This window comes from Actinotalea fermentans (assembly GCF_007991475.1).
Lineage (GTDB): Bacteria > Actinomycetota > Actinomycetes > Actinomycetales > Cellulomonadaceae > Actinotalea > Actinotalea fermentans.
In genome coordinates this window covers 220207-244226 of sequence record NZ_BJYK01000001.1, presented here as the reverse complement: position 1 = coordinate 244226, position 24020 = coordinate 220207, and the positions used below count along the sequence as shown (strand labels likewise).

Sequence of the window (24020 nt, the reverse complement as noted above, 5' to 3'; positions counted from 1 at the left end):
CGCGGACGGCGTCGGGCGCTCAGGCGGCCCAGTCGCCCAGGGCGCCCTCCAGCGCTCCGAGCGTCGCGTCCAGGAGCGACCACCGGTCGTCGTCCGGGCAGCCGCGGTCCACCCAGTGCAGGCAGGCCGCGTCGAGGAAGCCGAACCAGCCCCACAGCGCGTAGTCGTGGCGCAGCGTGCTGGACGGGGCGAGGAGCTCGCGCAGGCGGTCCACGTACGCCAGCCGCGCCCGCTGGCGGACCTGCGTGGCGACGTCGGGCTCGGCGCGGGTGCCGGCGAACGGTGACGCCCAGCCGGCCCGGTGCGCGGCGACGTGATCCAGGTGCACGAGCACCGTGGCGCGGACCCGGTCGCGCACGGGGACGCCGCCCGGGAGCTCGGCGAGGGCGGCCGCCTGGCGGGCCAGCAGGTCCGCGATCGCCCGGTCGAGCACCTGGGCGTAGAGCTCGGCCTTGCCCGCGAAGTACCGGTAGACCAGGGCCTCCGAGGCCCCTGCACGGGCGGCGACGGCGGCGATGCCCACCTCGTCGTAGGGCGCGCGTGCGAAGGCGTCGGCGGCCGCGGCGAGGATCGCCCCACGCCGCTCGTCCGGGTCGAGCCGCTGCCGGGGTGTCCTGTCGCTACGGGCCATGGTTGGCATCCTACGCGCTAGTGAACTACGCTCACTAGCGTTAGTGAACGATCCTCACTAGGAGATCCTGTGCCCCGTACGAGCGACCGCACCTGGTGGCACGTCTACCCGCTCGGCTTCACCGACGCCCCCGCGACCCGCGTCGGCGGCCCGCACGAGCCGCGCCTGCGCCGCCTCCTCCCCTGGCTCGACCACGCCCGCGACCTCGGCGCCACGGGCCTGCTGCTGGGCCCGGTGTTCGACTCCGCGACGCACGGCTACGACACCCTCGACCACCTCCGGGTCGACCCCCGCCTGGGCACCGACGCCGACCTGGACGCCCTGCTCGCCGCCGCGCACGACCGGGACCTGCAGGTCGCTCTCGACGGCGTGTTAAACCACGTCAGCGACCAGCACCCGATCGTCGTGCGGGCGCGCGAGGCCGGCTTCGCGGGGCCGGACGCCGCCTGGCTGCGGCTCGAGCACACGCCCGACGGCCCGCGCCCCCGCGTCTTCGAGGGCCACTCCTCGCTCGTCGAGCTCGACCACGCCAACCCCGAGGTCGCCGCGTACGTCGCAGGCGTCATGAACCACTGGCTCGACCGCGGCGTGGACGCCTGGCGGCTGGACGCCGCGTACGCCGTCGCGCCCGAGCTGTGGGCGCCCATCCTGGCCGACGTGCGCGCCCGCCACCCGCACGCGTGGGTGTTCGGCGAGGTCATCCACGGCGACTACGCCGACGTCGTCGACCGCTCCGGCATGGACTCGGTGACCCAGTACGAGCTGTGGAAGGCGACCTGGTCGAGCATCGCCGACCGGAACTTCTTCGAGCTCGACTGGACGCTGACGCGCCACAACGGCTTCCTGGAGACCTTCGTGCCGCAGACGTTCGTCGGCAACCACGACGTGACGCGCATCGCGACCACCCTGGGGTCCCAGGGCGCGGTCGTGGCCCTCGCGGTGCTCATGACCGTCGGTGGCGTCCCGTCGGTCTACTACGGCGATGAGATGGGCTGGACCGGCGTCAAGGAGCACCGCGCCGGCGGCGACGATGCCGTCCGCCCGCCCTACCCGGCCGCGCCGGCGGCGCTGACCGGCGACGAACGCGTGCGCCAGGCGCACCGAGACCTCCTCGCCCTGCGCCGGGCGCGCCCGTGGCTGACGACGGCGACCACGCGGACGCTCGAGCTCACCAACACCCGTTACCGCTACCGCGCTGAGGCGGCCGACGGCGGCGCGGCACTCGAGGTGGAGCTCGACGTCTCCGGCACGCCGCGCGCGACGGTCCGGGCGGACGACGGCGCCCTCCTGTGGGAGTCCGTCGCCTGAGCCGGGCTCAGTCGCCCGGCGCTGTGCCCATGGCTCGCCGGTCTTCCTGAGCCCGACGGGCTGCGCCGATCGTCGTCGGGCTCAGTCGCCCGGCACTGTGCCCATGGCTCGCCGGTCTTCCTGAGCCCGACGGGCTGCGCCGATCGTCGTCGGGCTCAGTCGCCCGGCTCGCTGCGCCAGGCGGAGTGCTTGCGGCCCGCCACCCACGCCGCGACCTGCGTGCGGCGCTGCAGGCCCATCTTGCTCAGCAGCGACGTGATGTGGTTCTTCACGGTCTTCTCCGCGACGCCGAGGCGCTCGGCGATCTCGCGGTTCGACATGCCCTCGCCGATGAGGTCGAGCACCTTGCGCTCGCTCGGCGTCAGGTCGACGGTCGGGTCGTCGTGGTCAGCCCGGCGGCGGGTCACGGTGCGCTCGTCGAGCAGCGTGCGGCCGGCGTTCACCGACTTGATGACGTCGGCGATCTCCGCGCCACGCACACTCTTGAGCAGGTACGCGGCCGCGCCCGCCTCGAGCGCCGCGGCGAGCGCGTCGTCGTCGTCGAAGGACGTGAGCACGACCGAGCGGGTCTCGGGAAGCTGCTCGCGCAGGGCGTGCATCAGGTCGATCCCCGTGCCGTCCGGCAGCTGGAGGTCCACCAGGACCACCTGCGGACGCACGAGCGTCGCGCGCCGGATGCCCTCGGCGACGGAGCCGGCCTCGGCCACGACGGACATGCCCTCGGACCGGTCGACGACCTCCGCGATGCCGCGCCGGACGACCTCATGGTCGTCCACGATCATGACGGCGATGTCCCCGGCGCGGTCAGAGTTGTTTGCCACGCTCCGCATCCTAGAGAACTCGGCCGCCAGGTGGGACCAGGCGTGCCGCCCGTGGCGCGCGTTGACACTGCGGGCACCGGTAGGAGGACCGGTTCATGAACGGCTCGCGGACGACGACGGCGCCGCACCGGCGACACGGCCGACCGGCCTGCCCGTACACCGCCAGCGCCCGGTCGAAGTAGCCGGACTGCCCGTTCACGTTCACGTACAGCGCGTCGAAGCTCGTCCCCCCGGCCGACAGGGCCTCGCGCATGACCTCCTCGGCGCTGTCCAGCACCGCGACCAGGCGCGACCGGCGCAGGGTCGCGGTCGGTGAGGCCCAGTGCACGCGCGCGCGCCACAGCGCCTCGTCGGCGTAGATGTTCCCGACGCCGGACACGAGCGTCTGGTCCAGCAGCGCGCGCTTGATGCCCGTACGGCGACGTCGCACCGCCGCCTCGAGCGCGGCGCGGTCCAGGTGCGGGTCCAGCAGGTCGCGCGCGATGTGCGCCACCGGCACGGGGACCACGGGCAGCGCGCTCCCCTGCCCGCCCGGGGCGCCGTCGGGCGTGGGCGCCACCGGGACGACGGCCAACGAGCCGAACGTGCGCTGGTCGACGAAGTCCAGCAGCACGTCGCCACCCGGCCCCGTGAGGGCCAGCCGCGCCCGCGTGTGCGGCGTCGGCGGAGGCTCGGGGGGCTGGACCAACATCTGCCCGCTCATGCCCAGGTGGGTCAGCAGCACGCCGCGGTCCGGGTCGTCGTCGAGCAGGAGCCACGTGTACTTGCCGCGCCGGACGGCGGCCGTGAGGGTGCGCCCGGTGAGCCGGGCCTCGAAGTCCGCCGGGCCGCCGTCGTGCCGCCGGACGGCCGAGTCCCGGCGCAGCTCGACGGACTCGACGGTGCGGCCGAGGACCTGCCGGGCGAGCCCCGCACGGACGGTCTCGACCTCGGGGAGCTCAGGCACCGCTCTCGTGCGCGCCCTGCGGGACCGGCGCGCCGTCGGGCACCTCCGTCAGCGCGCGGTAGGCCATGGCGGCGGCCTCCTGCTCCGCGATCTTCTTCGCGGTGCCCGTGCCCGTGCCCCACACGGTCCCGTCGAGCACGATCCGGGCGGTGAAGGTCCGCGCGTGATCAGGACCCTCGCTGTCGACCTCGTACTCCGGCGCGCCGAGGCCGCGCCGGGCAGCCGCCTCCTGGAGCGACGTCTTCCAGTCCAGGCCTGCGCCCAGGTCGGCGGCGACCGCCAGCGTCGAGTCGACGAGTCGCTCGACGAGCTCGCGGGCCGTCTCGATCCCGTGGGTGAGGTACACGGCCCCGAACAGGGCCTCGAGCGTGTCAGAGAGGATCGAGTCCTTGTCGCGGCCGCCCGTCGCGAGCTCGCCCTTGCCGAGCAGCAGGTACGCGCCGAGGTCCAGGTGCCGGGCGATCGCGGCCAGCGAGCGCTGCGACACCGTCGCCGCCCGCATCTTCGCCAGCTCGCCCTCGGACAGGTCCGGGTGGCGCCGGTACAGCGCCTCCGTGACCACCAGCCCGAGCACGGTGTCGCCGAGGAACTCCAGGCGCTCGTTCGTGGGGATGCCACCGGCCTCGTGGGCGAACGACCGGTGCGTCAGGGCAAGCACCAAGAGCTCGGGGTCCAGCTGGACCCCGAGCTCGGTGGTGAGCCGCTCGGCAGGCTGGGTCATCGACCCGAGCGCAGCGTCAGCGGACCTCGTGCTCCGTCTTGAGCGCCTCGACGTACTGGCGGCCGTTGTAGGCGCCGCAGGCGGGGCACGCAGCGTGCGGGAGGCGCGGCGCCTTGCAGCGCGGGCACGCGACGAGCTGGGCAGCCGTCGTCTTCCACTGCGAGCGGCGGGCCCGGGTGTTGGCGCGCGACATCCGGCGCTTGGGAACAGCCACGGTCAGCTCTCCTTCGTTTCGTCGAAGACCCGGCCGAGGTCAGACCACCGGGGGTCGATCGTCTCATGCTTGTGATCCGGTCCCGCCACCGCGAGCCGCTCCCCGCACTCGGGGCACAGCCCCGGGCAGTCGGGGTCGCAGACCGGGCGGAACGGCAGTGCAGGCACCACCGCGTCCCGGACTGCCGGCTCGATGTCGACGTGGTCGCCGACGAGCACCGGGGCCTGCTCCTCCTCGTCGTCGCCATCCGCGGCGGCGACCTGGGCACGCTGGGGATACACGTACAGCTCCTGGAGCTCGGCGTCGACGTCGTCGACGACCTCCTCCAGGCAGCGCACGCACTCCCCGACGGCCCGGCCCCGGACGGTGCCGGAGACGAGGATCCCCTCCATGACCGCCTCGAGCCGGAGATCCAGCTCGAGGTCGCTCCCGGCGGGGACGCCGATCACGACGGTACCGAGGTCCTCCGGCGCTGGGACGGTGCGCTGAAGTCGCCGCATGGTCCCCGGTCGGCGGTCGAGGTCGTGCACGTCCAGCACGAGCGGGGAAGAAGTCGGGCGCTCCACAGCGTCAGTCCAAGGTCGAGGGGTCTCGGTCCACGCCATGAGCGGCAGGACCAGCCGCCCATCGTACGGCACGCACGCCCCGGACTCCCAACCGGGTCGACGTGACCTCGGCGACGGTCCCGCGGGCGGTCACGCCGTCGGCGGAGAGTCTCGCTCAGTCCTCGCCCAGGCGGCCGGCGAGCTTGGCCCGGCCGGCCTGCACCTGCGCCAGCACCCGCCCCAGGTCGATCTCGAAGTCGGCCAGACGCCGGTCGCAGTAGTCGTCCGCCTCGCGCCGCAGGCGCTCGGCCGTCCGCTCGGCCTCGGCCACGAGCTCGGCGGCCTGCTCGCGGGCCGCGAGGACGACGGCGTCGGCGCTCACCAGCTCCGCCGCCCGTGCGCGCCCCTCGGCCACGATGCGCTCGGCCTCGCCGCGCGCCCGGCCTCGGATCTCCGCCGCCTCGGCGAGCACCTCGTCGGCGGCCCCGAGCTCCTCGGGCACCGCGTCGCGGGCCTGCGCCAGCAGGTGGAGCACCTCGGTCCGGTTGACGAGGACCGAGGTGGACATCGGCATCGCGCGCCCGTGCTCGATCGCCTCCGCGAGCGCGTCGAGGACGCCGGCCAACGTCTCCGCGCCGGTGGCCGGGACGTCGTCGGGCGTCATGGCCGTCGCTCCTCCCGCGCGGCGCGCAGCCGGTCGCGCACCACCTCGGCCACCCGGGCCGGGACCAGGTCGTCGATCGGGCCACCGTGCCGCGCCACGTCCTTGACCAGGGACGATGCGATGTGGGCCACCGCCGGGTCCGCCGGCAGGAAGACCGTCTCCACCCCGAGGTGCCGGTTCATCCACGCCATCGGCAGCTCCGCGTCGTAGTCGCCGCCGGACCGCAGGCCCTTGACCACCGCCGTCGCACCCACCTCGCGGCAGAACTCCACGAGGAGGCCGGGCACCTCGGCGGCGCGCACGTGCGGGAGGTCGGCGACCGCCTCGGAGACGAGGGCGACGCGCTCGGCGGCGGGGATCAACGGGCTCTTGGCGACGTTGGTCGCCACGGCGACCACCACCTCGTCGAAGAGCGCGGCGGCCCTGCGCACGACGTCCAGGTGGCCCAGGGTCACCGGGTCGAACGAGCCCGGCACGACGGCGATGCTCACCCCGCCACTGTAGGCGCAGCCGGCCCCGGGGCTCCCGTCGGGAGGGGCTCGGCGTACCAGAGCACCGTCTCGCCGTACCGCTTCTCCCCCGTCCGCCCGACGCCCGACGGCCACGTGGGCTCCGGGCTCCGGGCGGTGCGCTCGACCACCAGCAACGACCCGACGGCCAGGTGCGGCGCCACCGCGCCCAGCGCCGCGGCCAGGTCGTCCTCCCCGAGGTCGTAGGGCGGGTCGACGAGCACGACGTCGACCGGACCGGACGCCCGCTCGAGGAACGCCGCCACCCTCTGCGCCGCCACGCGCACCTGGCCCAGCCCCAGCCGCTCGGCGTTGCGCCGACACACCTGCGCGGCGCGGGCGTTCGCCTCCACGAGCACCACCGAAGCCGCGCCGCGGCTCGCGGCCTCGAGCCCGAGCGCGCCGGAGCCGGCGTACAGGTCCCAGACCGTGGCGCCGTCCAGGACGTCGGCGTGCGCGAGCCGGGAGAACAGCGCCTCGCGCACCCGGTCGCTCGTCGGGCGGGTCCCGGAGGCAGGCACGTCGAGCGTGCGTCCGCCGGCGGTCCCCGCGATGATCCGCGTCACGGGCGCCCTCCCGCCGGCGACGCCGAGGCGTCCGCCATCTTCTCCGTCCACGAGCGCGTGTCCGTGCTCCCGGCCACCGCGACGCAGATCGCGGAGACGGCGACCTGGACCGCCAGCAGCACCGGCGGCGTCGCGCCGGTGACGAGCGCGACCACCACCGGCACGTGACCGAGGAAGGCCACGTCGGGGCCGCGCGCGACGACCCCCGCCACCCCGCCGGGCAGGGCCCCCATCGGGCTGGAGACCAGCGGTCCGCCCCAGTTCGGTGCCGGCCGGAAGGCCGCACGCACCGCCGCCGCCGCCCACACCGGCGTGGCCAGCGCGCCCAGCAGCAGCCAGCGCGCCACACCACCGCCCCACCAGGACCCGACGGCCGCGTAGGCGGCCAGGGACCAGCCGAGCATCGCCACCCCGGGCACCACCATGTGCAGCCGCCGGACCGTCCGGTCGGACAGCGGCAGCAGGCGGTCCACGGCGGGCTGCATCTCCGCACGCCGGGCGGCCTCGCCGGTGGCGCTCATCGCGACGAACCCGACGACGAGGACGGTGAGCACGAACGCACCGGGCCCCGCGAGCTCGGGCGTCCGCGCGACCGCGACGGGCACGGCGGCGGCCACGAGCACCTGGACGAGGTGCCGCACGGACCGCGTCAGGACCAGCGCGTCGGCCACCAGCACGGCCGCGGCAGGGCCCCGCACCAGGCGGAACCGGCGCGAGCGCCGTCGGCGGGAGGGGCTGGTCGCGTCCGTGAGGGCGCGACCGAGCTCCCGCGAGTCGAGCGAGACGAGCGCGCCGGCCGCCTGGGCGGCGACGGAGCCGCTCTCCCGCAGCGTCCGGGCGCCCAGGGCACCCAGACGCGCGTCGAGCAGCACCGCCGAGCCGACGACGGCGGCGGCGAGCACCGCGAGCGCGAGCGCCGGCACCGCGACGACCGTCGGCAGCCGGCCGCCGGCCAGCGTCACGCCGAGCGCCACCAGCGGCACGACGCCGAGGAGGAGGTCCCCGACGAGGGCGACACGACGCCGGCTCAGCTGGGCGCTCTGCGCCACGCCCGCCAGCAGCACGACCAGGACCGCCGCGAGCGCCCCCGCGACGGCGGTGCGCAGCACGTGCCCCGCGTCGCGGTCCGCCGCGATACCGGCGTCGAGGACGCCGACCACGACCGCCGCCACCCCGCCCGCGAGGAGCGGGAACCGCCGCGCGGTGGGCCGCAGCAGGCCCCGGCGGTCCACCGGTGCCCCGAGCAGCCACGTCGCCTCGGCCCCGCCGACCCCGACGGGCCCGAGGCGACCCGCCAGTGACACCACGAGCCCCAGCCCGGCCAGCAGGAGCCACGGCACGGCGGAGGCGAGGCCCGAGCCGGGCGCGAGGCCGTCCGGCGTCGGCGGCTCCAGCACGGACCGCAGGCTCTGGGCGGAACCCAGCGCGAGGGCGACCCCGATCGCCCCCGTCACGGCCGCGTAGTACAGGTCCCCGAGCACGTCGCCGAGACCGCCCTGGCCGCCGTGCCGGTTGCCGGTGTCCACGACCCATCGGCGCAGCGCGCGACCCGACGGCGCAGGGCCCACCTCGGGGCCCGTGAGCACCGCGGTCATGCCGGGGTGCTCCGCAGCGCCGCGACCGCCTGCGTGGGCGAGAGCACCGGGCTCTCCTCCTCGCCCACGAGCACCGCCCGGTCGGCGACGGCGCTGACCAGGTCCGGGTCGTGCGTGGCCATCAGCACCGCGACCCCGGACGCCTTCTCCGCGAGGAGCCGTTCGGCAAGGGCCTCCTTCATCGAGCTGTCGAGCCGCTGCTCCGGCTCGTCGAGCACCAGCAACGCACGCGGCCGCGCGAACGCCGACGCGAGGAGCAGGCGTCGGCGCTGCCCGGAGGACAGCGCCGTCGGCAGGGACGCCGCCTCGTCCCACAGCCCGAAGTCCTCGAGCAGCTCGTCCACGACAGCGTCCGCCTCGGCGACGCCATGACCCCGCGCGACGAGGTCCAGGTGCTCGGCGACCGTCAGGGCGGGGAACCAGGCGTCGTCGTCGAGGACGCTGGCGACGGCGCGCCGGAAGGTGGCCCGCCGCTCGTCGACCGGTTCGCCCAGGACCGTCACCGTGCCCGACATCGGTGCGAGCAGGCCGAGCACCGCCCGCAGCACCGTCGACTTGCCGGAGCCGTTCGGGCCGACGAGCGCGACGGCCTTCCCCGGGCGCAGGGCGAAGCTGACGGGCGCGCACACGGGCGCTGCGCCGTACCCGACCTCGAGCGTGCGGGCGCGGACGGTGTCGGTGGGAGCCACGAGGTCAGCGTAGGCGCGTGCGGCGCCAGTGCAGGGGGCCGTCACGCCCGCTCGAGGAACTCCTCGCGCTGCGGGTCGAGCCACTGGTCGATGGCGGCCGCCAGCGCCGGGTGCGCCTCGAGCGTCGGGTCGGCGCCCACGACGGCGACCGCGTCCTCGCGGGCCTCCGCGATGACGTCGGCGTGCCGCACGACGCGCAGCAGCCGCAGCGAGCTCGACCCGCCCGACTGCGAGGCGCCGAGCACGTCGCCCTCGCGCCGCAGCTCGAGGTCCACCCCGGCGATCTCGAAACCGTCGGTGGTCCGGGCGAGCGTCTGCACGCGCGTCGCGGCGTCCGTGTCCTCCGGCGCCGTCGAGACGAGCAGGCACAGGCCCGGGTCGCTGCCGCGGCCCACCCGCCCGCGCAGCTGGTGCAGCTGGGAGAGCCCGAACCGGTCCGCGTCGAGCACGACCATGACCGTCGCCTCCGGGACGTCGACGCCCACCTCGATCACCGTGGTCGCGACGAGCACCTGCACGTCCCCGCGCGCGAACCGGGCCATCACCTCGTCCTTCTCGGGGCCCGTCATCCGCCCGTGCAGGACGGCGACGCGCACGCCCGCGAGCGCCGGCAGGGCCGACAGCTCCTCCGCCACCTCGAGCACGGCCCGCAGCGGCCGGCGGCGTTCCGCCTCGCCGAAGAGGAGGGCTTCCTCCTCGGAGACGAGGTCGACGTCGTCCGCCGGCTCCGCGTCGGCCGGGTCGTCGGGGCTGATCCGCGGGCAGACGACGTAGGCCCGGTGCCCGGCGTCGACCTCCTCACGCACGCGCCGCCACGTCCGGTCGAGCCACGCCGCGTTGTCGGCCGGCACGACGTGGGTGGTCACGCCGGCGCGGCCCCCCGGCAGGTCGAGCAGGCTCGAGACCTCCAGGTCCCCGAACACGGTCATCGCCACCGTGCGCGGGATCGGCGTGGCGGTCATCACGAGCAGGTGGGGCGTCTGCCCCGACCGTTGGCGGAGCTGGTCACGCTGCTCGACGCCGAAGCGGTGCTGCTCGTCGACGACGACGAGGCCGAGGTCGGCGAACTGGACGTGCTCGCCCAGCAGCGCGTGCGTGCCCACGACGATGCCCGCCCGCCCGGACGCCGCCTCGAGCAGGGCCTCCCGGCGTTGGGCGGCGGTCTGCGACCCGGTGAGCAGGACCACGCGCGTCGCGTCCTCCGCGCCGCCGAGCATCCCCTCCTCGGCCAGCGGGCCCAGCAGCGCGCGCAGGGTCCGCAGGTGCTGCGCGGCGAGGACCTCGGTCGGTGCCAGCAGCGCCGCCTGCCCGCCGGAGTCGACCACCTGCAGCATCGCCCGCAGCGCCACCACGGTCTTGCCGGAGCCGACCTCGCCCTGCAGCAGCCGCTGCATCGGGCGCGGGCGCGCCAGGTCGGCCGCGATCTGCTCGCCGACGGCGCGCTGCCCGGCGGTCAGCGTGAAGGGCAGCCGCGCGTCGAACGCGGCGAGCAGGCCAGGGCGCTCCACCGGCGCCCCCGGTCGCGCGACGGCGTCCGCCTGGGCGGTCTCCGCCCGGCGCCGGGCCAGGGCCGCCTGGAGGACGAACGCCTCCTCGAACACCAGGCGGGCCCGCGCCCGGCGGTGGTCGTCGTCGCTGTAGGGCGCGTGGATCCCCCGCAGGGCCGTGTGCAGGTCGACGAGTCGACGACGCTCGCGCACGTCGGCCGGGACCGGGTCCGGCAGGTCGCCCGGGCCCAGCGGGTCCAGCACGGTGCGGACGGCGGTCGCGATGCGCCAGCTGGGGATGGCCGAGCTCGCGGGGTAGATCGGGATAGGTCGGCTCGCCTCGACGAGCGCGGCCTGCTCGTCGTCCGCGTCGACGCCGACGATCGTGTAGTCCGGGTGGACCAGCTGCGCCTTGCCCTTGTAGCGGCCGACGTCGCCGGTGAAGAGGCCGACGCGGCCGGGCAGGAGGCGGCTCTCGTGCGGGCGGAGGCTGCCGGCGTGCTTGGCGAAGAACGTCAGCGCCAGCTCGCGCACCCCGTCGGTGACGACGGCCTCCATCATCACGCCGCCCCGGCTGCGCATGTGGCGGATGGTCGCCTGGCGCACCTTGGCCATGACGGTCACGTGCTCCCCGGTGCGGAGCTCGCTGAGGTCCGTCAGCCGACCGGGCTCGGTGTACCGGCGCGGGTAGTGGCGCAGCAGGTCCTCGCCCGTCCGCAGCCCCAGCTTGCCGAGCGCGGTGGCGGTCCGGGCCCCCACGAACCGGTCGAGCGGTCGCTGCAGGCCGAGATCGGTCACGACAGCTCGCCGGCGGGCTCGTTCGCCGCCTCCGCCCCGAGCAGCACCCGCCGGCCGGGCAGACCCGTCCTGAGCAGCACGAGCTCGACGTCGGCACCCACGACGTCGTGCAGGCGGTCGGCGAGGTCCGCCGGCGCGTCCTCCGGCGCGAGGACCGTCAGCAGAGCGGTCGGCTCGGCGAGGAGGGAGCGCGCAGCGGACAGCACGGGCCCAGCATCGCCGTCGGGTCCGACATCGGCGGCGGCGGTGCGCACGCCGTCGACCGCGGCGAGCACGTGCGCGGCGATCTCCTCGGCGCCGTGCCCCGGTCCGGCGAGCATCGCGAACGTGGCCGCCCCGGCCACGACCTGCGTCTCGTCCAGCCCGTCCCGCACGCGCGTGCCCTCGCGCTCCGGCGCGGAGGCGACGAACCCGTCCGCCGCCAGGACGAGGACCGACTCGGCTCCCGTGTCGTCGATCGCCCGGACCAGCTCGGCTCCCGCGGCCTGACCCGGCAGCACGAGCACGACGACGGCGCCCGCGCGCGCGAGGTCGGCGGTCAGGCCGGCGGCCCCCGTCACGGCGACGACGCCGAGCGCCGGGGTGTGCGCGCCGTGCACCCCCGCCTGGCGCGCGATGTGACGCACGCGCACCTGGGTGGCCTGGAGGCCCGCCACGGCGGCGGCGTCGACCGCGGCCAGGGGGCTGTCGGTGTGGGCGTGCGCCTGCCACAGCCCGTCCCCGCCGACCACCGCCACCGAGTCCCCGACCGCGGCCAGCGCGGTCCGCAGCCGGCCGTCGACGTCGTCGTCCCCCTCGGGCTCGCCCGGCCCGCCGACGACGAACATCACCTCGAACGCGCCCCCGCGCCCCGTGTCGCAGGAGCCGTCCTCCGCGTGCCCGTGGTCGTGGTGGGCGTCGTCGACGGCACCACCGCCTGCGTGAGCGGGCCCGGCGACGTCGCCGGGCGCCCAGGTGGGCGCGGTGCCGCCGAGCGCCTCCGCCAGCGCGCCGAGGACCAGGAGCAGGCCCCACCCGCCGGCGTCGAGCACACCGGCGGCCCGGAGCGCGGCCAGCTGTGCGGGCGTCCTGCCCAGGGCGTCGTAGCCCGCTGCCAGACCACCCTCGAGCACCTCGAGCGGCCCGCCGCCGACCGCCCGAGCACCGTCGGCGACCGCGCGCGCCACCGAGAGCACCGTCCCCTCGACCGGGCGTGCCACCGCCCGGTAGGCGGCGTCGGCGGCCAGCTGCAGGCCGGACGCGAGGGCGTCGCCCGTGACCGCCGTGGCGGGCATCGCGCGCACCAGCGCCCCGAGGTACTGGCTCACGATGACGCCCGAGTTGCCCCGCGCACCGACGAGGGCCCCCCGGGCGAACAGCCGGGCCGCGTCCGGCCCACCGGCGCCGAGGGCCAGACGGCCCTCGCGCAGGGTCAGGTAGAGGTTCGTGCCGGTGTCGGAGTCCGCGACGGGGAAGACGTTCAGCGCGTCGAGCTCGCCGCGGTGGGTGCCGAGGGCGCGAACGGCCGCGTCCGCCCAGGTGCGCAGCACCTCGGCATCGAGCACCGCCGTCACGGCCACGCGTCCTCCGTCGTCCTCCGGGCGCGCACGCCCTGCTCGCGGGATGTCCCCGGCATGCTGCCAGGATGCTCCCGGGCGGCGAGCGCCGCCCGGGACACCCGTCGTCCGCGGGCACCGCCGCCGTGTGGGGCACCGCCGTTTGGGGGCACCGCCTTCGATCGGCTACCCTATCGAGGTTGTCCGGCCCTGCTGGCGATCGGCGCTGCCCGCGCCCGGTGCCTCCCTCCGCCGGACCACCCCAGATTCCGACGCCCACCGCGGCGTGCACGCAACAAGGAGACTCACGTGGCTGCGAACTGCGACGTCTGCGGCAAGGGCCCGGGCTTCGGGCACTCCATCTCGCACTCCCACCGCCGCACCAAGCGTCGCTGGAACCCGAACATCCAGCGGGTCCGCGCCGTCGTGGCCGGTTCCCCCAAGCGGGTGTACGTGTGCACCTCCTGCCTCAAGGCCGGCAAGGTCCAGCGCATCGCCTGAGACCTCACGGCCCCCAGCTCCACCGATGCCCGCGGCACGTGCCGCGGGCATCGTCGTCCCCGGATCCTGTCCGGCGGGGTTGGCCGACCGCCGCCCCGGATGGCAGGGTGTCGGCATGGTCGAGGACGTCACCGAGGTCACCATCCGCCCCGCCACGCCCGCCGACGCCGAGCGCATCGCCGCCGTGGAGTTCGCCTCCTGGCGCGAGGCCTACCGGGGCGTCGTCCCCGAGGAGTTCCTGGCCGGGCTCGACGAGCCGTCCCGCGCCGAGCACTGGGCCTCGACGCTCGCGACGCTCGACCGCGGGCACTCCGTCTGGGTCGCCGACGACGAGGACGGGACGGTGGGCTTCGTCCACCTCGGCCCGAGCCGCGACGAGGACGCCGACCGCACGACCATGGAGATCTACTCCATCTACCTGGACCCCCACGCGTGGGGCCGCGGCGCCGCGCGCGAGCTCATGCGCACCACGCTCGGGGCGGTCCCCGACGGCGCCACGGTGACCCTGTGGGCCCTCGACACGAACGACCGTGCCCGGCACTTCTACCGCCGCAGCGGCTTCGCGCCGGACGGCGTCGAGAAGATGGAGGAGTTCGGCGGCGAGTACCTGAAGGAGATCCGCTACCGCCGCGGCTGACCGCGCCCGCGGGCTGCCCGCGACGGCGGGGCCGACCGCGACAGCAGCCCGCTCAGCCCCGGAAGTGGTCCCAGCCGACGGGCCCGCTCGGCACCCGCCCGGCGACGGTCACGGTGCCCGCGGTCCACTCCCCCGGGGCGCCGACGACGCCGATGCGGCGGAACCCCGCGGGCAGCGACGCGTCCGCGGGGAAGGTCGCGAGCAGCCCGTGGTCCTCCCCGCCGGCGAGCACCCAGGCCTCGGCGTCCGCGCCGAGCGCGCGCGCGACCGGCGCCAGGGCGGCGAGGTCCTCGCCGAACGCGTCGGCGGGCGGGTCCAGGTGCACGACGACGCCGCTCGCCCGCGCGAGCCGGCCCGCGTCGCGCAGCAGGCCGTCGGAGACGTCGAGCATCGCGGTCGCCCCGGCGTCGGCCGCGGCGGGGCCGCCGACGAGCGGGCTGACCGGCCGCCGGTAGCCCCGGACCGCGAGACGCACGGCCCGGGCCAGCGCACGGCCCTCGGCGTCCGCCCCCTCCCCGTCGGCCGTCTCTGCGTCAGGGACGGGCCGGCCGGCGGCCAGCCACGCGTAGCCGGCGGCCGAGTGGCCGCGGACGCCCGCGTGCGCGACGACGTCGCCGGGCCGGGCGCCCGAGCGTCGCACCGGCGCACGCCCCGCCAGGTCGCCGAGCGCGGTGACCGCGACGGCGACGTGCTCCCCACCCGACAGGTCCCCGCCCACGACGCCCACGCCCTCCGGGCATCCGCCCGCGAGACCTCTCCCGAGGCCCTCGACCCAGGCGACGGGCGTCGTCGCCGGCACCACCAGCGCCACGACCAGCGACGTCGGCACGGCGCCCATCGCGGCGACGTCCGCGAGGTTCTGCACCGCCGCACGCCAACCGACGTCCTCGCCGCTCGACCAGTCGAGGCGGAAGTGACGGTCCTCGACGAGCACGTCGGTCGTCACGACCACGCGGGCGTCGGGCGCCCGGACGACGGCGGCGTCGTCGCCAGGTCCGAGCAACGTCCCGGAACCGGCGGGCAAGAGCGGGAAGAGACGCGTCAGCAGCGCATCCTCGCCGAGGTCGGCGATCGTGGGGGCGGGCACGTCGGCCAGGTTACCGAGCGGGCTACGGTGGTGCCGTGGTCGCCCGAGCTCACCAGGTCGCCGGGACGCTGCTCGCGGGCACTGCCCTCGCCGGCTCCTTGCTCGCCGGCTGCTCCTCCCCGGTCGGCGTGAGCGCCGCACCGCACGCCGCCGACCCCCTGTGCGCCGAGGTCGTCCTCGCCCTGCCCCGCGAGCTGGCGGGCATGTCCCGGCTGACCACGAGCAGCCAGGCGACGGTGGCGTGGGGCGACCGGAACGCACCCGTCGTGTTGCGCTGCGGGGTCGAGCCGCCTCCCCCGACCACCGACCCGTGCGTCACCGCGGACGACGGCGTCGTCGCCGTGGACTGGCTCGCGGTCGAGGGCGAGGTCGGGCCGGACGGCAGCGGGGACTGGACGTTCACGACGTACGGGCGCGACCCCGCCGTCGAGGTGCTGGTGCCGGCTGCCGTCGCGGCGACCCGATCGACGTCGTTCCTCATCGACATCGGCCCGGCCGTGGCCCGCGTCGAACAGACCCGCTCGTGCCTGTGAGCCCTAGGATCGCCGGGAAGGGAGAGTCATGACACTGGAACGCGTGGCCGTCATCGCCGGGGGTCTGTCGAACGAGCGGGAGGTCTCCGTCCGCTCGGGTCGCCGTGCGCTCTACGCCCTGGCCGAGGCCGGCGTGGACGCCGTGCTCTACGACGCCGACGAGTCCCTGCTCGACAAGCTCCGGGGCGACAGCATCAGCGCCGCGTACGTCGCGGTGCACGGCGCGAGCGGCGAGGACGGCTCGCTGCAGACCGCGCTCCAGCTGATCGGCATCCCGTACGTCGGCCCGCGGCCGGGCGCCTGTCACCTCGCCTGGGACAAGGTGGTGGCCAAGAAGCTGGTCACGGCCGCCGGCCTGGCCACGCCCGACTGGGTGGCCATCTCCGCCCGCTCGTTCCGTGAGCTCTCGCCCACCCGGCTCGTGGGGGCCATCGGCGACCGCCTCGGCCTGCCCGTGGTCGTCAAGCCCGCCACCAGCGGGTCGACGCTCGGGATGAGCCTCGTGGAGGACGCCGCCGAGCTCCCCGCGGCCCTCGTGCGCTGCTTCACCTACGGCAGCCTCGCGCTGATCGAGAAGTACGTGCCGGGCGTGACGCTCGAGACGGTCGTCATCGAGGAGGGCGGGTCGCCCGTGGCCCTGCCGCCGGCCGCGTTCCTCAACCCGGGCACGTCACCGTTCAGCTTCGAGGCCCGCTACAGCGCCGACCTCATCACGATCGAGATCCCCGCGCCGGTACCGTTCGACGCGCTCGAGGCGACCGCGGCCGCGGCCGTCACCGCGCACCAGGCGCTCGGGCTGCGTGACATGTCCCGCACCGACGTCATCGTCGACGAGGCCGGCACCCCGTGGTTCCTCGAGGCCGCGGTCTCCCCCGGTCTCACGGAGACGTCGGTGCTGCCGCTCGCTGCCGCCGAGGCCGGGCGGACGCTCGGCACGTTGCTCGCCGACCTCCTGCGCACGGCCGCGGAGCGCGGGCCCGACGCCTGAGGTTCGGGGCCCGCCCGGCGGTCGCCCGCAAGGGCGACCGCCACGGGTGCCGTCAGGCCCGCGGGCCCTCCAGGCCCACGAGCTTGCCCGCGATGCCTCCCGCGGCCCGCAGGGCCGCCCCCGAGCCGAAGCCCGACGGCGCGGCGGGGACGCCGGCGTCGCGCGCCTCGACGAGCATCCCGCGCAGCACGTCGGCCGCGGAGACGCGTCCGGCCCACAGGTACAGGCCCATGGCGCCGGGGACCGTGTTGATCTCGTTGACGTAGACGTCGCCGTTCGACTCGTCGTACAGGAAGTCGAGACGCGGGGCGCCGGTGGTCAGCGTCACGGCGGCGACGCGCCGCGCGTACGTGCGGATCCGGTCGGCCACGTCCTCGGGGATGTCCGCGGGCAGCTCGCGCGGCGCGCTCGCCATGCCGGCGTCCTCGCCGGCGCCGCCGGCCAGGTACTTGTCGGCGTAGGAGTACACGCCGCCGTCGGCCGCGCGCAGCGGTCGCTCGATCTCCGAGAGCTCCAGCGACGGGTACGTCCGGAAGGCGATGTTCAGGTCCACGAGGTCACGCCGGTACGGCTCGACGACGGCGCCGGCCCGCAGGTGCACGCTCGCCCGCGCCACGGCGCGCGCGGCGGCCAGGTCGTCGACGATCTCGATGCCGATGCTGGAGCCACCGAAGCGCGGCTTGACGATGTACGGGCCCGGGAAGGCGGGCGTCGCGTCCGGCGAGCCCTCCGGCTCGAGGGCGACGCGCGGCAGCGCCGGGATCCCGGCCGCGGCGACGACGCCGGAGAACGCGAGCTTGTCCATGCCGAGCGCGGAGGCGTAGAGGCTGCCACCGGTGGTCGGCACACCGAGCAGGGCCATCAGGCCCGCGTAGCCGCCTCCTTCGCCCAGTCCGCCGTGCAGGCACGACAGTGCCGCGGCGACGTCCAGCCGCTCGGCCCGCAGGCGCCCCTTGACGAAGAACCCGCCGTCGGCGCCCAGACGCACGTCGACGGGCTTGGCGCCCGACGGCGCGCCCTCGAGGTAGTCCTTGGCCTCGGTGCCGGTGGGGACGAGGTGCCAGGCACCCGTCGGCCCCCAGTACAGGCTGAGCACGTCCTCGCCGGCCCGGGTCAGCACGCGCTCGGCCTGCAGTCCCGTGAGGATCGAGATCTCGTGCTCCGGCGACGGCCCGCCGAACACCACGGCCCAGGGCGACATGCTCACCTCATCTGTGTCTCGGGTCGATCGGGCAGACCCGATCCGGGGGGAACGACCGCGGGCGGCAGGCCCGATCAGGGGTAGTGGTCCGGCAGGTCGTTCTCGTAGAGTACGACGCCCTGCTCACCGGCCGCCGCCGTGGCGACGGGCACGGCCTGCTCGCGGGTCCCGACGACGTCCGGCTCGGTCCCGCCCTCACGCGCGCCGGCGACCAGGGCGGCACGGTTCGTGCGGCCGACGACGACCAGTCGCGCCCCCGCCTCCGCGGCGGCCTTCGCGAAGGCGGCGTTGCGCTCCGCCTGGACCGGCCCGAGCTCGACGATGCCGGGCGTGACCACGACGAGCGGACCGCCCCGCTCCGCGGCGAGGGCGGCCGCCTCGTCGAGCGCCGCCCGGGCGCCGACCGGGTTCGCGTTGTACGTGTCGTCGATGACGGCGAGCCCGGCGCCCGCGTGCACCTCGGCGCGGTGCGCGGCACGCGGCATCGAGCCCGTCAGCCGCGGCGCGAGGCCCGCCGGGTCGACGTCGAGCGCCAGGGCCACGCCCAGGGTGACGCCGAGGTTCACGGCGTGCGGGACGCCGTCGGGCAGGGGCAGGGTCGTCTCTCCTGCGCGGACCTGCCCGGCCGCCTCGTCGACGACGACGTCGGCCGCCGCGCCCTGCGTGGAGACCGTCACGACGCGCTTGCCGTCGGCCCGGCAGCGCTCGGCGAGCCGCGCGAGCAGCGGGTCGTCGATCGGCAGGACGACGACCTTCGCGCGCTCGGTGATCTCGCCCTTGGCGGCCGCGATCACCTCGCGCGAGCCCATCCGCTCCAGGTGCGCCTCGCCGATCGTGGTGATGACGGCGACGTCCGGCGGGAAGAGGGCGCACAGCTCGCGGATCTCGCCCGGGCCGAAGGTGCCCATCTCGGCGACGAAGACCTCGGTCCCGTCGACGAGGTGGTCGTTCACCGCCCGGGACAGGCCGAGCCGGTTGTTGAAGCTCGCGGGGGACGCGACGACCGCGCGGCTCGCCGCGAGGACGTGCGCGATGTAGCCCTTGGTCGAGGTCTTCCCGTAGGAGCCGGTGACCGCGACGACCGTCGGGCGCACGCGCGCCAGGCGCTGCTGGGCCTTGGCGACGAACGGCGCCGAGAGCCGGCGCTCGACCCGGTCCATGACGGCGAGCGCCAGGTCGGCCGTGAGCGGCACGGTCACGGCGAGGACCGCCGTCGCGCCCACCCCGAGCGCCCACCACAGGCCCGCGCCGAGGACGACCGCGGCCACGGCCCAGGCGGCGACGAGCCGCTTGAGGCGACCCGTCCACGCCAGCCGCGACGTGCGGCCGCGCACCGAGAGGCCGAGCGGCACCGCGGCGCCCAGGAGGGCTGCGGGGACGGCCAGGAGCGTGAGGGTGGTCCGCACGCCGCCCGAGGCGAGCACCGCGAGCGCGGCGCCGAACGCGAGCACCACGGACACCGCGTCGAGCGTCGCGTCCAGCCCAGACCGCGAGCGCCACAGCGCGGCGATGACCCGGACCCGCCCGGGGACGTAGTGCTCGCGCTGGGCCACGCGGAACCACGTGAGGCCCGCCACGACGAGGGCACCCGTCACGACGACCGCGACGACGAGGTCGATGATCACGCACCCTCCAGGACGGCGAGCAGGCGTCCGCGGACGGCGTCCGCGAGGTCGCCCTCGAGCAGGTGACCGGCGCCCGGGACCACCTCGACGTCGACGCCGAGGGCCTGACCGGCCATCCGGGCACCCGCCAGCGGCGCGGCGTCGTCGGCCTCGCCCCAGACGAGGTGCACCGGCAGGCGCCCGGCGATCCGGGCGAGGTCCACCGTGTAGTCCTCGCCCACGACGCGCACGAGGACACCGCGCATCACGCCCTGGGCCGCGTTGTAGTCGGCCGAGCCGCCGCTGCGCCGCAGCCGGTCGACGACGCCCGTGGGGAGCAGGTGCGCCGCGTGCAGGCGCTTGGCCAGCCGCAGCGCGAGGCGCGGCCGGGGCGCGGCGGTCGCGCGCACGAGGGGCACGCCGGTCAGCACGAGCGCGCTGACGAGCTCGGGGTGCGCGGCGGCGAGGCGCACGGCCACCCGCCCGCCGAACGAGTGCCCGACGACGACGTAGGGTCCGGTCCCCGCGAGCGCCGTGGCCAGGTGCTCGGCGTACTGGGGGCTGCCCCAGACGTCGGGCGGCGGCTCGGTGCGGCCGAAGCCGGGCAGGTGCACGGCGAGCGCGTCGGTTCCCGCGACGATCGCGGCGAAGTCGTCGCCCGTGCGGCCCCAGCCGTGCAGGGCCAGCACGCGGGCCGGCTCGGCCCCGGTGCGGTCCGCGAGAACGTCACCCGCGAGGACCGTCAGCACGCGGACGAGGTTAGCACCGGCGCCCGCGCGGCTCCCTGTCGGCGGGCACACCACCCGGCGGCGCCGGGCGCGTCCGCCGGGCGCCCGGACGCCGCCTGCCGTCCGGGCCGTCCCCCGTCGCTGACTACGCTTCCGGCATGGACACGCCCGACCTGTCGCCCGCCACGCTCGCCGTCACCGCGGGACGGCCGGACCGGGAACCGGGGGCGCCGGTCAACGCGGGCGTCGTCCTGTCGTCCACCTACGTCTCGCAGGGGCCGCCCGTCCCGGGCGAGGCGATGTACACGCGCTACGACGCGCCCACCTGGCACCCGTTCGAGGAGGCGCTCGCGGCGCTCGAGGCGAGCCCCCTGCCGGCGCTCGTCTACTCGTCGGGGATGGCGGCCGTCGCCGCCGCGTTCTCCCTGGTGCCACCCGGCGGACGCGTGGTGGTGCCGCGGCACGCCTACCAGGTGACCCTGGTGCTGGCCCACGAGCTCGCCGCGACGCGCGGCCTCGAGGTGGTGACCGCGGACCTGCACGACCTCGACGCGGTCGCGGCCGTCCTGCCCGGCACGGCGCTGGTCTGGGCGGAGTCGCCCACGAACCCCATGCTCGAGGTGGCCGACCTGCCCGCGATCGTCGCCGCCGCCCACGACGCCGGCGCCCTGGTCGCCGTCGACAACACCTTCGCCACCCCCCTCGGGCAGCGGCCGCTGACCTTCGGCGCGGACGTCGTCGTGCACTCGGTGACGAAGGCGCTCGCCGGCCACTCCGACGTCGTGCTCGGGGCCGTGGTCACGGGCGACCCGGACCTGCGGTCCCGGCTGGACGCCTACCGCCGCACGCACGGGGCGATCGCCGGGCCCTGGGAGGTGTGGCTCGCCCTGCGTGGCCTGCGCACGCTCGCGCTGCGCGTGGCGCGGGCCCAGGCGAACGCCCAGGTCCTCGCCGAGCGGCTCGCGGCGCACCCCGACGTCGTCGAGGTCCGCTACCCGGGCCTGCCGGGCGACCCCGGCCACGCGCTCGCCGCCCGCCAGCTCGACGGGTTCGGGACCATCCTCGGTGTGCGCCCGGCCGGCGGCGCGCAGGCCGCGGACGACGTCGTGGCCGCCGTGCGCCTGTGGGTGCCGGCGACCTCCCTCGGCGGGGTGGAGAGCATGCTCGAGCGGCGCCGGCGGTTCGCCACCGAGTCCCCCACGGTGCCCGAGGACCTCCTGCGGCTGTCCGTGGGCATCGAGGACGTCGAGGACCTCTGGCGCGACCTGGACCAGGCGCTGCGCGCCGCTCGCGGCGGGAGGGACTGACCGTGGCCGCCGTGCTGTACTCCGCGATCTGCTCGCTCGACGGCTACGTCGCCGACGCGAACGGGGGCTTCGCCTGGGCCGTCCCGGACGCCGAGGTGCGCGCGGCCGTGAACGACGTGCAGCGCTCCGTGGGCACCTGGCTCCTCGGCCACCGCACCTACGCGGTCCTGCAGGCGTGGGACGACGCCGGGCCGACGACGCCGGAGGAGGCGGAGCACCAGAGGCTCTGGCGGGGCTCCGACAAGGTCGTCTACGCGCGGACCCAGCAGCCGGAGGTGGGGCCCCGGGCCCGGCTCGCGCCTGTCTTCGACCCGGAGGACGTGCGCCGCGTGAAGGAGTGGGCCGAGGCCGACCTGCTCGTCGGTGGGCCGACGCTCGCCACGGCGGCCTTCGCGGGCGGGCTGGTGGACGGCCTGCACCTGTTCGTCGTCCCGGTCGCCGTGGGCGGCGGCCTCCCCGCCCTGCCTGCGGCGCAGCGCCTGGACCTCACGCTGGTGAGCGAGCGGCGCTTCGGCTGCGGCGTCGTGCACCTGGCCTACCGCGTCCGCCGCTGAGCCCCGCCGGGCAGCGGCGGCTCACGGCGGCTCACGGCGGCGCGCACCGAGCCGCCGATGCGACTCGTCAGAAGGGGCCCGTCGCCTGCACGCCCTCGGCCTTGCGGGGACGGTTGAGCAGCAGCTCGGGCAGCCGGTCGATCGGCAGCCCGTGGTGCAGCACCTGCACCACGGCCTCCGTGATCGGCATCTCGACGCCGACGCTGCGCGCGAGCTCGAGCACCGAGGCGGAGGTCTTGACGCCCTCGGCCGTGCCGCCCGTGGCGGCGATCGCCTCGTCGAGCGTCTTGCCCTGGCCCATGTGCATGCCGAGGGTGTGGTTGCGCGACAGGGGCGACACGCAGGTGGCGACGAGGTCGCCCATGCCCGCCAGCCCGGCGAACGTCTGCGCGTCGGCCCCGAGCGCGAGGCCCAGCCGGGTCATCTCCACCAGGCCACGGGTGATGACCGTCGCCGTCGTGTTCGTCCCGTAGCCGGTGCCCTGCGCGATGCCCACGGCGACGGCGATGACGTTCTTCACCGCGCCCGACAGCTCGACGCCGACGACGTCGCTGTTCGTGTACGGGCGGAAGTAGGAGTTCGCGCACGCGTGGGCGACGAGGTCGGCCGTCGCGGCGCTCCGCGAGGCGACGACCGTCGCCGTCGGCTGGTGCTCGGCGATCTCGCGTGCGAGGTTCGGGCCGGAGACGACCGCCACCCGCTCCTCGGGCAGCCGCAGCGCCTCGCCGATCACCTCGCTCATCCGCCGGTGCGACGTGAGCTCGACGCCCTTGATGAGCGAGGCCGCCACGGCGTCGGGCTCCAGGAGGTCGGCCAGGGGGGCGATCGCCGACCGCGCCACCTGCGCGGGGATCGCGATGGCGACCACCTTCGCCCCGGCGAGGGCCGCGGCCGCGTCGGTGGTGGCGCGGACGCCGTCGGGAAGCACGACGCCCGGCAGGTACGCGGTGTTGCGGTGGGCGGTGTTGATCTCCTCGCACACCTCGTCGGCGATGCCCCAGAGCGTCACTGGGCACCCGGCGTCCGCCAGCACGGCGGCGAACGTCGTGCCCCAGGCGCCGGTGCCGAGGACGGCGGCGCGCGGCCTGTCTGCGCTCAACTGCGGTCCTCTCCTCGTCGCCACACGAACCGCTCGGGGGGCGCCTGCTCCCCGCGGATCTCCTCGAGCAGGTGCGTGATCGCGTCCATGACGCGGTCGGTCGCCTCCCGCAGCGTCGCCGCGTCAAGCGGCTTGTCGTACAGGTCGGACAGGTCCACGGGCGGACCGGCCACGACGGTCACCGGCTTGCGCGGCACCGGCTTGAGCAGCTTGCCGTAGCGCGCCAGGAGCCGGTGCGTGCCCCACTGCGCGACGGGGACCACGGGTGCCCGCGTCGCGAGGGCGACGCGCGCGACGCCCGTCTTGCCGGCCATCGGCCACATGTCGGGCTCGCGCGTCAGCGTCCCCTCGGGGAAGACCACGACGCACTCCCCCGCCTCGACGGCGGCCTCGGCGCCCCGGAGCGAGTCGGCCGCGCGCGCCGTGCCCCGGTGCACGGGCACCATGCCCGACGACCGCAGGACCGCACCGAAGAGCGGGACGCGGAAGAGCGACTCCTTGGCGAGCACCCGGCCGGCGAACCCGTTGTCGTACAGGTAGTGCGCCGTGGTGACCGGGTCGACCATCGTCACGTGGTTCGCCGCGACGACGAAGCCGCGGTCGCGCGGCAGGTGCTCCACGCCGCTCCACCGCTGCTTCGTCATAGCGAAGAGCAGCGGGCGCAGGATGCGCGCCACCGCACGGTACGTACGGTTCGAACGCGGGGGCGGCGGCACGGGAGCCGATGCTACCCGCGCCCCGCGGGTCGGCGG

26 protein-coding genes are annotated in these 24020 nt (G+C 76.1%); 7 read left to right on the top strand and 19 right to left on the bottom strand.

Annotation, left to right across the window (positions count from 1 at the left end; translation table 11 throughout):
• Nucleotides 1–19 precede the first annotated feature (19 nt).
• The gene (locus AFE02nite_RS01135) at nt 20–631 is read right to left on the bottom strand and encodes a TetR/AcrR family transcriptional regulator (protein ID WP_052113811.1); all 612 of its coding nucleotides are present in this window, start codon (nt 629–631) and stop codon (nt 20–22) included.
• 69 nt (nt 632–700) lie between these two features.
• Between AFE02nite_RS01135 and AFE02nite_RS01130 the strand changes: the two genes are divergently transcribed.
• Nucleotides 701–1939, top strand: coding sequence for an alpha-amylase family glycosyl hydrolase (locus AFE02nite_RS01130; RefSeq protein WP_034247302.1), 1239 nt, complete (start codon nt 701–703; stop codon nt 1937–1939).
• 155 nt (nt 1940–2094) lie between these two features.
• Here AFE02nite_RS01130 and AFE02nite_RS01125 read toward each other — a convergent pair whose 3' ends face one another.
• The 12 genes from AFE02nite_RS01125 to AFE02nite_RS01070 form a co-directional block, all read right to left on the bottom strand.
• Nucleotides 2095–2721 carry a response regulator gene (locus AFE02nite_RS01125; protein WP_034247310.1) on the bottom strand — a complete coding sequence of 209 codons (627 nt, stop codon included), beginning with the start codon at nt 2719–2721 and terminating at the stop codon, nt 2095–2097.
• A gap of 49 nt (nt 2722–2770) precedes the next feature.
• Nucleotides 2771–3706 carry a bifunctional DNA-formamidopyrimidine glycosylase/DNA-(apurinic or apyrimidinic site) lyase gene (gene mutM / locus AFE02nite_RS01120; RefSeq protein WP_034247300.1) on the bottom strand — a complete coding sequence of 312 codons (936 nt, stop codon included), beginning with the start codon at nt 3704–3706 and terminating at the stop codon, nt 2771–2773.
• The gene (gene rnc, locus AFE02nite_RS01115; RefSeq protein WP_034247298.1) at nt 3699–4427 is read right to left on the bottom strand and encodes a ribonuclease III; all 729 of its coding nucleotides are present in this window, start codon (nt 4425–4427) and stop codon (nt 3699–3701) included. Before rnc ends, mutM begins: the two co-directional genes overlap by 8 nt.
• Before the next feature lie 16 nt (nt 4428–4443).
• On the bottom strand, nt 4444–4641 hold the full coding sequence (gene rpmF / locus AFE02nite_RS01110) for a 50S ribosomal protein L32 (protein ID WP_034247296.1): 198 nt from the start codon (nt 4639–4641) through the stop codon (nt 4444–4446).
• A gap of 2 nt (nt 4642–4643) precedes the next feature.
• Complete coding sequence (locus AFE02nite_RS01105) at nt 4644–5246, bottom strand: YceD family protein (protein WP_146819236.1); 603 nt, start codon at nt 5244–5246, stop codon at nt 4644–4646.
• 115 nt (nt 5247–5361) lie between these two features.
• Nucleotides 5362–5850, bottom strand: a complete 489-nt coding sequence (locus tag AFE02nite_RS01100; protein WP_034247294.1) for a hypothetical protein — start codon at nt 5848–5850, stop codon at nt 5362–5364.
• Nucleotides 5847–6341: a pantetheine-phosphate adenylyltransferase gene (coaD, locus tag AFE02nite_RS01095; RefSeq protein WP_034247292.1), complete on the bottom strand. Its 495-nt coding sequence runs from the start codon at nt 6339–6341 to the stop codon at nt 5847–5849. The genes AFE02nite_RS01100 and coaD overlap by 4 nt, the downstream gene beginning before the upstream one ends.
• Entirely contained in the window at nt 6338–6925 is a 588-nt protein-coding gene (gene rsmD, locus AFE02nite_RS01090) for a 16S rRNA (guanine(966)-N(2))-methyltransferase RsmD (RefSeq protein ID WP_034247291.1), read from the bottom strand. The genes coaD and rsmD overlap by 4 nt, the downstream gene beginning before the upstream one ends.
• Complete coding sequence (locus AFE02nite_RS01085) at nt 6922–8520, bottom strand: DUF6297 family protein (RefSeq protein WP_146818939.1); 1599 nt, start codon at nt 8518–8520, stop codon at nt 6922–6924. The genes rsmD and AFE02nite_RS01085 overlap by 4 nt, the downstream gene beginning before the upstream one ends.
• Nucleotides 8517–9209: an ABC transporter ATP-binding protein gene (locus AFE02nite_RS01080; protein ID WP_034248208.1), complete on the bottom strand. Its 693-nt coding sequence runs from the start codon at nt 9207–9209 to the stop codon at nt 8517–8519. The genes AFE02nite_RS01085 and AFE02nite_RS01080 overlap by 4 nt, the downstream gene beginning before the upstream one ends.
• 41 nt (nt 9210–9250) lie before the next feature.
• Nucleotides 9251–11494 carry an ATP-dependent DNA helicase RecG gene (locus AFE02nite_RS01075; protein ID WP_034248199.1) on the bottom strand — a complete coding sequence of 748 codons (2244 nt, stop codon included), beginning with the start codon at nt 11492–11494 and terminating at the stop codon, nt 9251–9253.
• A complete protein-coding gene (locus AFE02nite_RS01070; RefSeq protein ID WP_052113966.1) occupies nt 11491–13053 on the bottom strand; it encodes a DAK2 domain-containing protein in 1563 nt (520 codons plus the stop codon). The genes AFE02nite_RS01075 and AFE02nite_RS01070 overlap by 4 nt, the downstream gene beginning before the upstream one ends.
• 285 nt (nt 13054–13338) lie before the next feature.
• On the opposite strand from AFE02nite_RS01070, the gene rpmB reads away from it, so the two are divergent.
• Both rpmB and AFE02nite_RS01060 read left to right on the top strand, forming a co-directional pair.
• A complete protein-coding gene (rpmB, locus tag AFE02nite_RS01065; protein WP_146818938.1) occupies nt 13339–13530 on the top strand; it encodes a 50S ribosomal protein L28 in 192 nt (63 codons plus the stop codon).
• Between the two features lie 115 nt (nt 13531–13645).
• Nucleotides 13646–14167, top strand: a complete 522-nt coding sequence (locus AFE02nite_RS01060) for a GNAT family N-acetyltransferase (protein WP_034248197.1) — start codon at nt 13646–13648, stop codon at nt 14165–14167.
• Between the two features lie 52 nt (nt 14168–14219).
• Here the strand turns inward: AFE02nite_RS01060 and AFE02nite_RS01055 are convergent, their stop codons facing one another.
• The gene (locus tag AFE02nite_RS01055; protein ID WP_407643054.1) at nt 14220–15254 is read right to left on the bottom strand and encodes a thiamine-phosphate kinase; all 1035 of its coding nucleotides are present in this window, start codon (nt 15252–15254) and stop codon (nt 14220–14222) included.
• Nucleotides 15255–15289: 35 nt separating this feature from the next.
• On the opposite strand from AFE02nite_RS01055, the gene AFE02nite_RS01050 reads away from it, so the two are divergent.
• Nucleotides 15290–15787 carry a DUF3515 domain-containing protein gene (locus AFE02nite_RS01050; protein WP_261765343.1) on the top strand — a complete coding sequence of 166 codons (498 nt, stop codon included), beginning with the start codon at nt 15290–15292 and terminating at the stop codon, nt 15785–15787.
• Nucleotides 15788–15815: 28 nt separating this feature from the next.
• Nucleotides 15816–16775: a D-alanine--D-alanine ligase family protein gene (locus AFE02nite_RS01045; RefSeq protein ID WP_034249073.1), complete on the top strand. Its 960-nt coding sequence runs from the start codon at nt 15816–15818 to the stop codon at nt 16773–16775.
• A gap of 52 nt (nt 16776–16827) precedes the next feature.
• On the opposite strand, the gene AFE02nite_RS01040 is transcribed toward AFE02nite_RS01045, so the two are convergent.
• The 3 genes from AFE02nite_RS01040 to AFE02nite_RS01030 all read right to left on the bottom strand — a co-directional run bounded on the left by AFE02nite_RS01040 (nt 16828) and on the right by AFE02nite_RS01030 (nt 20329).
• Entirely contained in the window at nt 16828–17976 is a 1149-nt protein-coding gene (locus AFE02nite_RS01040; protein WP_034249072.1) for a D-alanine--D-alanine ligase family protein, read from the bottom strand.
• Between the two features lie 74 nt (nt 17977–18050).
• Nucleotides 18051–19601 carry a Mur ligase family protein gene (locus tag AFE02nite_RS01035; protein WP_146818937.1) on the bottom strand — a complete coding sequence of 517 codons (1551 nt, stop codon included), beginning with the start codon at nt 19599–19601 and terminating at the stop codon, nt 18051–18053.
• Nucleotides 19598–20329, bottom strand: a complete 732-nt coding sequence (locus AFE02nite_RS01030; RefSeq protein WP_052113727.1) for an alpha/beta fold hydrolase — start codon at nt 20327–20329, stop codon at nt 19598–19600. The genes AFE02nite_RS01035 and AFE02nite_RS01030 overlap by 4 nt, the downstream gene beginning before the upstream one ends.
• Nucleotides 20330–20466: 137 nt before the next feature.
• Between AFE02nite_RS01030 and AFE02nite_RS01025 the strand changes: the two genes are divergently transcribed.
• Both AFE02nite_RS01025 and AFE02nite_RS01020 read left to right on the top strand, forming a co-directional pair.
• On the top strand, nt 20467–21615 hold the full coding sequence (locus AFE02nite_RS01025; RefSeq protein WP_034246684.1) for a trans-sulfuration enzyme family protein: 1149 nt from the start codon (nt 20467–20469) through the stop codon (nt 21613–21615).
• Nucleotides 21616–21617: 2 nt separating this feature from the next.
• Nucleotides 21618–22169 carry a dihydrofolate reductase family protein gene (locus tag AFE02nite_RS01020; protein WP_034246683.1) on the top strand — a complete coding sequence of 184 codons (552 nt, stop codon included), beginning with the start codon at nt 21618–21620 and terminating at the stop codon, nt 22167–22169.
• Nucleotides 22170–22236: 67 nt separating this feature from the next.
• On the opposite strand, the gene AFE02nite_RS01015 is transcribed toward AFE02nite_RS01020, so the two are convergent.
• Both AFE02nite_RS01015 and AFE02nite_RS01010 read right to left on the bottom strand, forming a co-directional pair.
• Nucleotides 22237–23268, bottom strand: a complete 1032-nt coding sequence (locus AFE02nite_RS01015) for an NAD(P)H-dependent glycerol-3-phosphate dehydrogenase (RefSeq protein WP_034246681.1) — start codon at nt 23266–23268, stop codon at nt 22237–22239.
• Nucleotides 23265–23945, bottom strand: coding sequence for a lysophospholipid acyltransferase family protein (locus tag AFE02nite_RS01010; protein ID WP_307726030.1), 681 nt, complete (start codon nt 23943–23945; stop codon nt 23265–23267). The genes AFE02nite_RS01015 and AFE02nite_RS01010 overlap by 4 nt, the downstream gene beginning before the upstream one ends.
• Between the last annotated feature and the right edge of the window lie 75 nt (nt 23946–24020).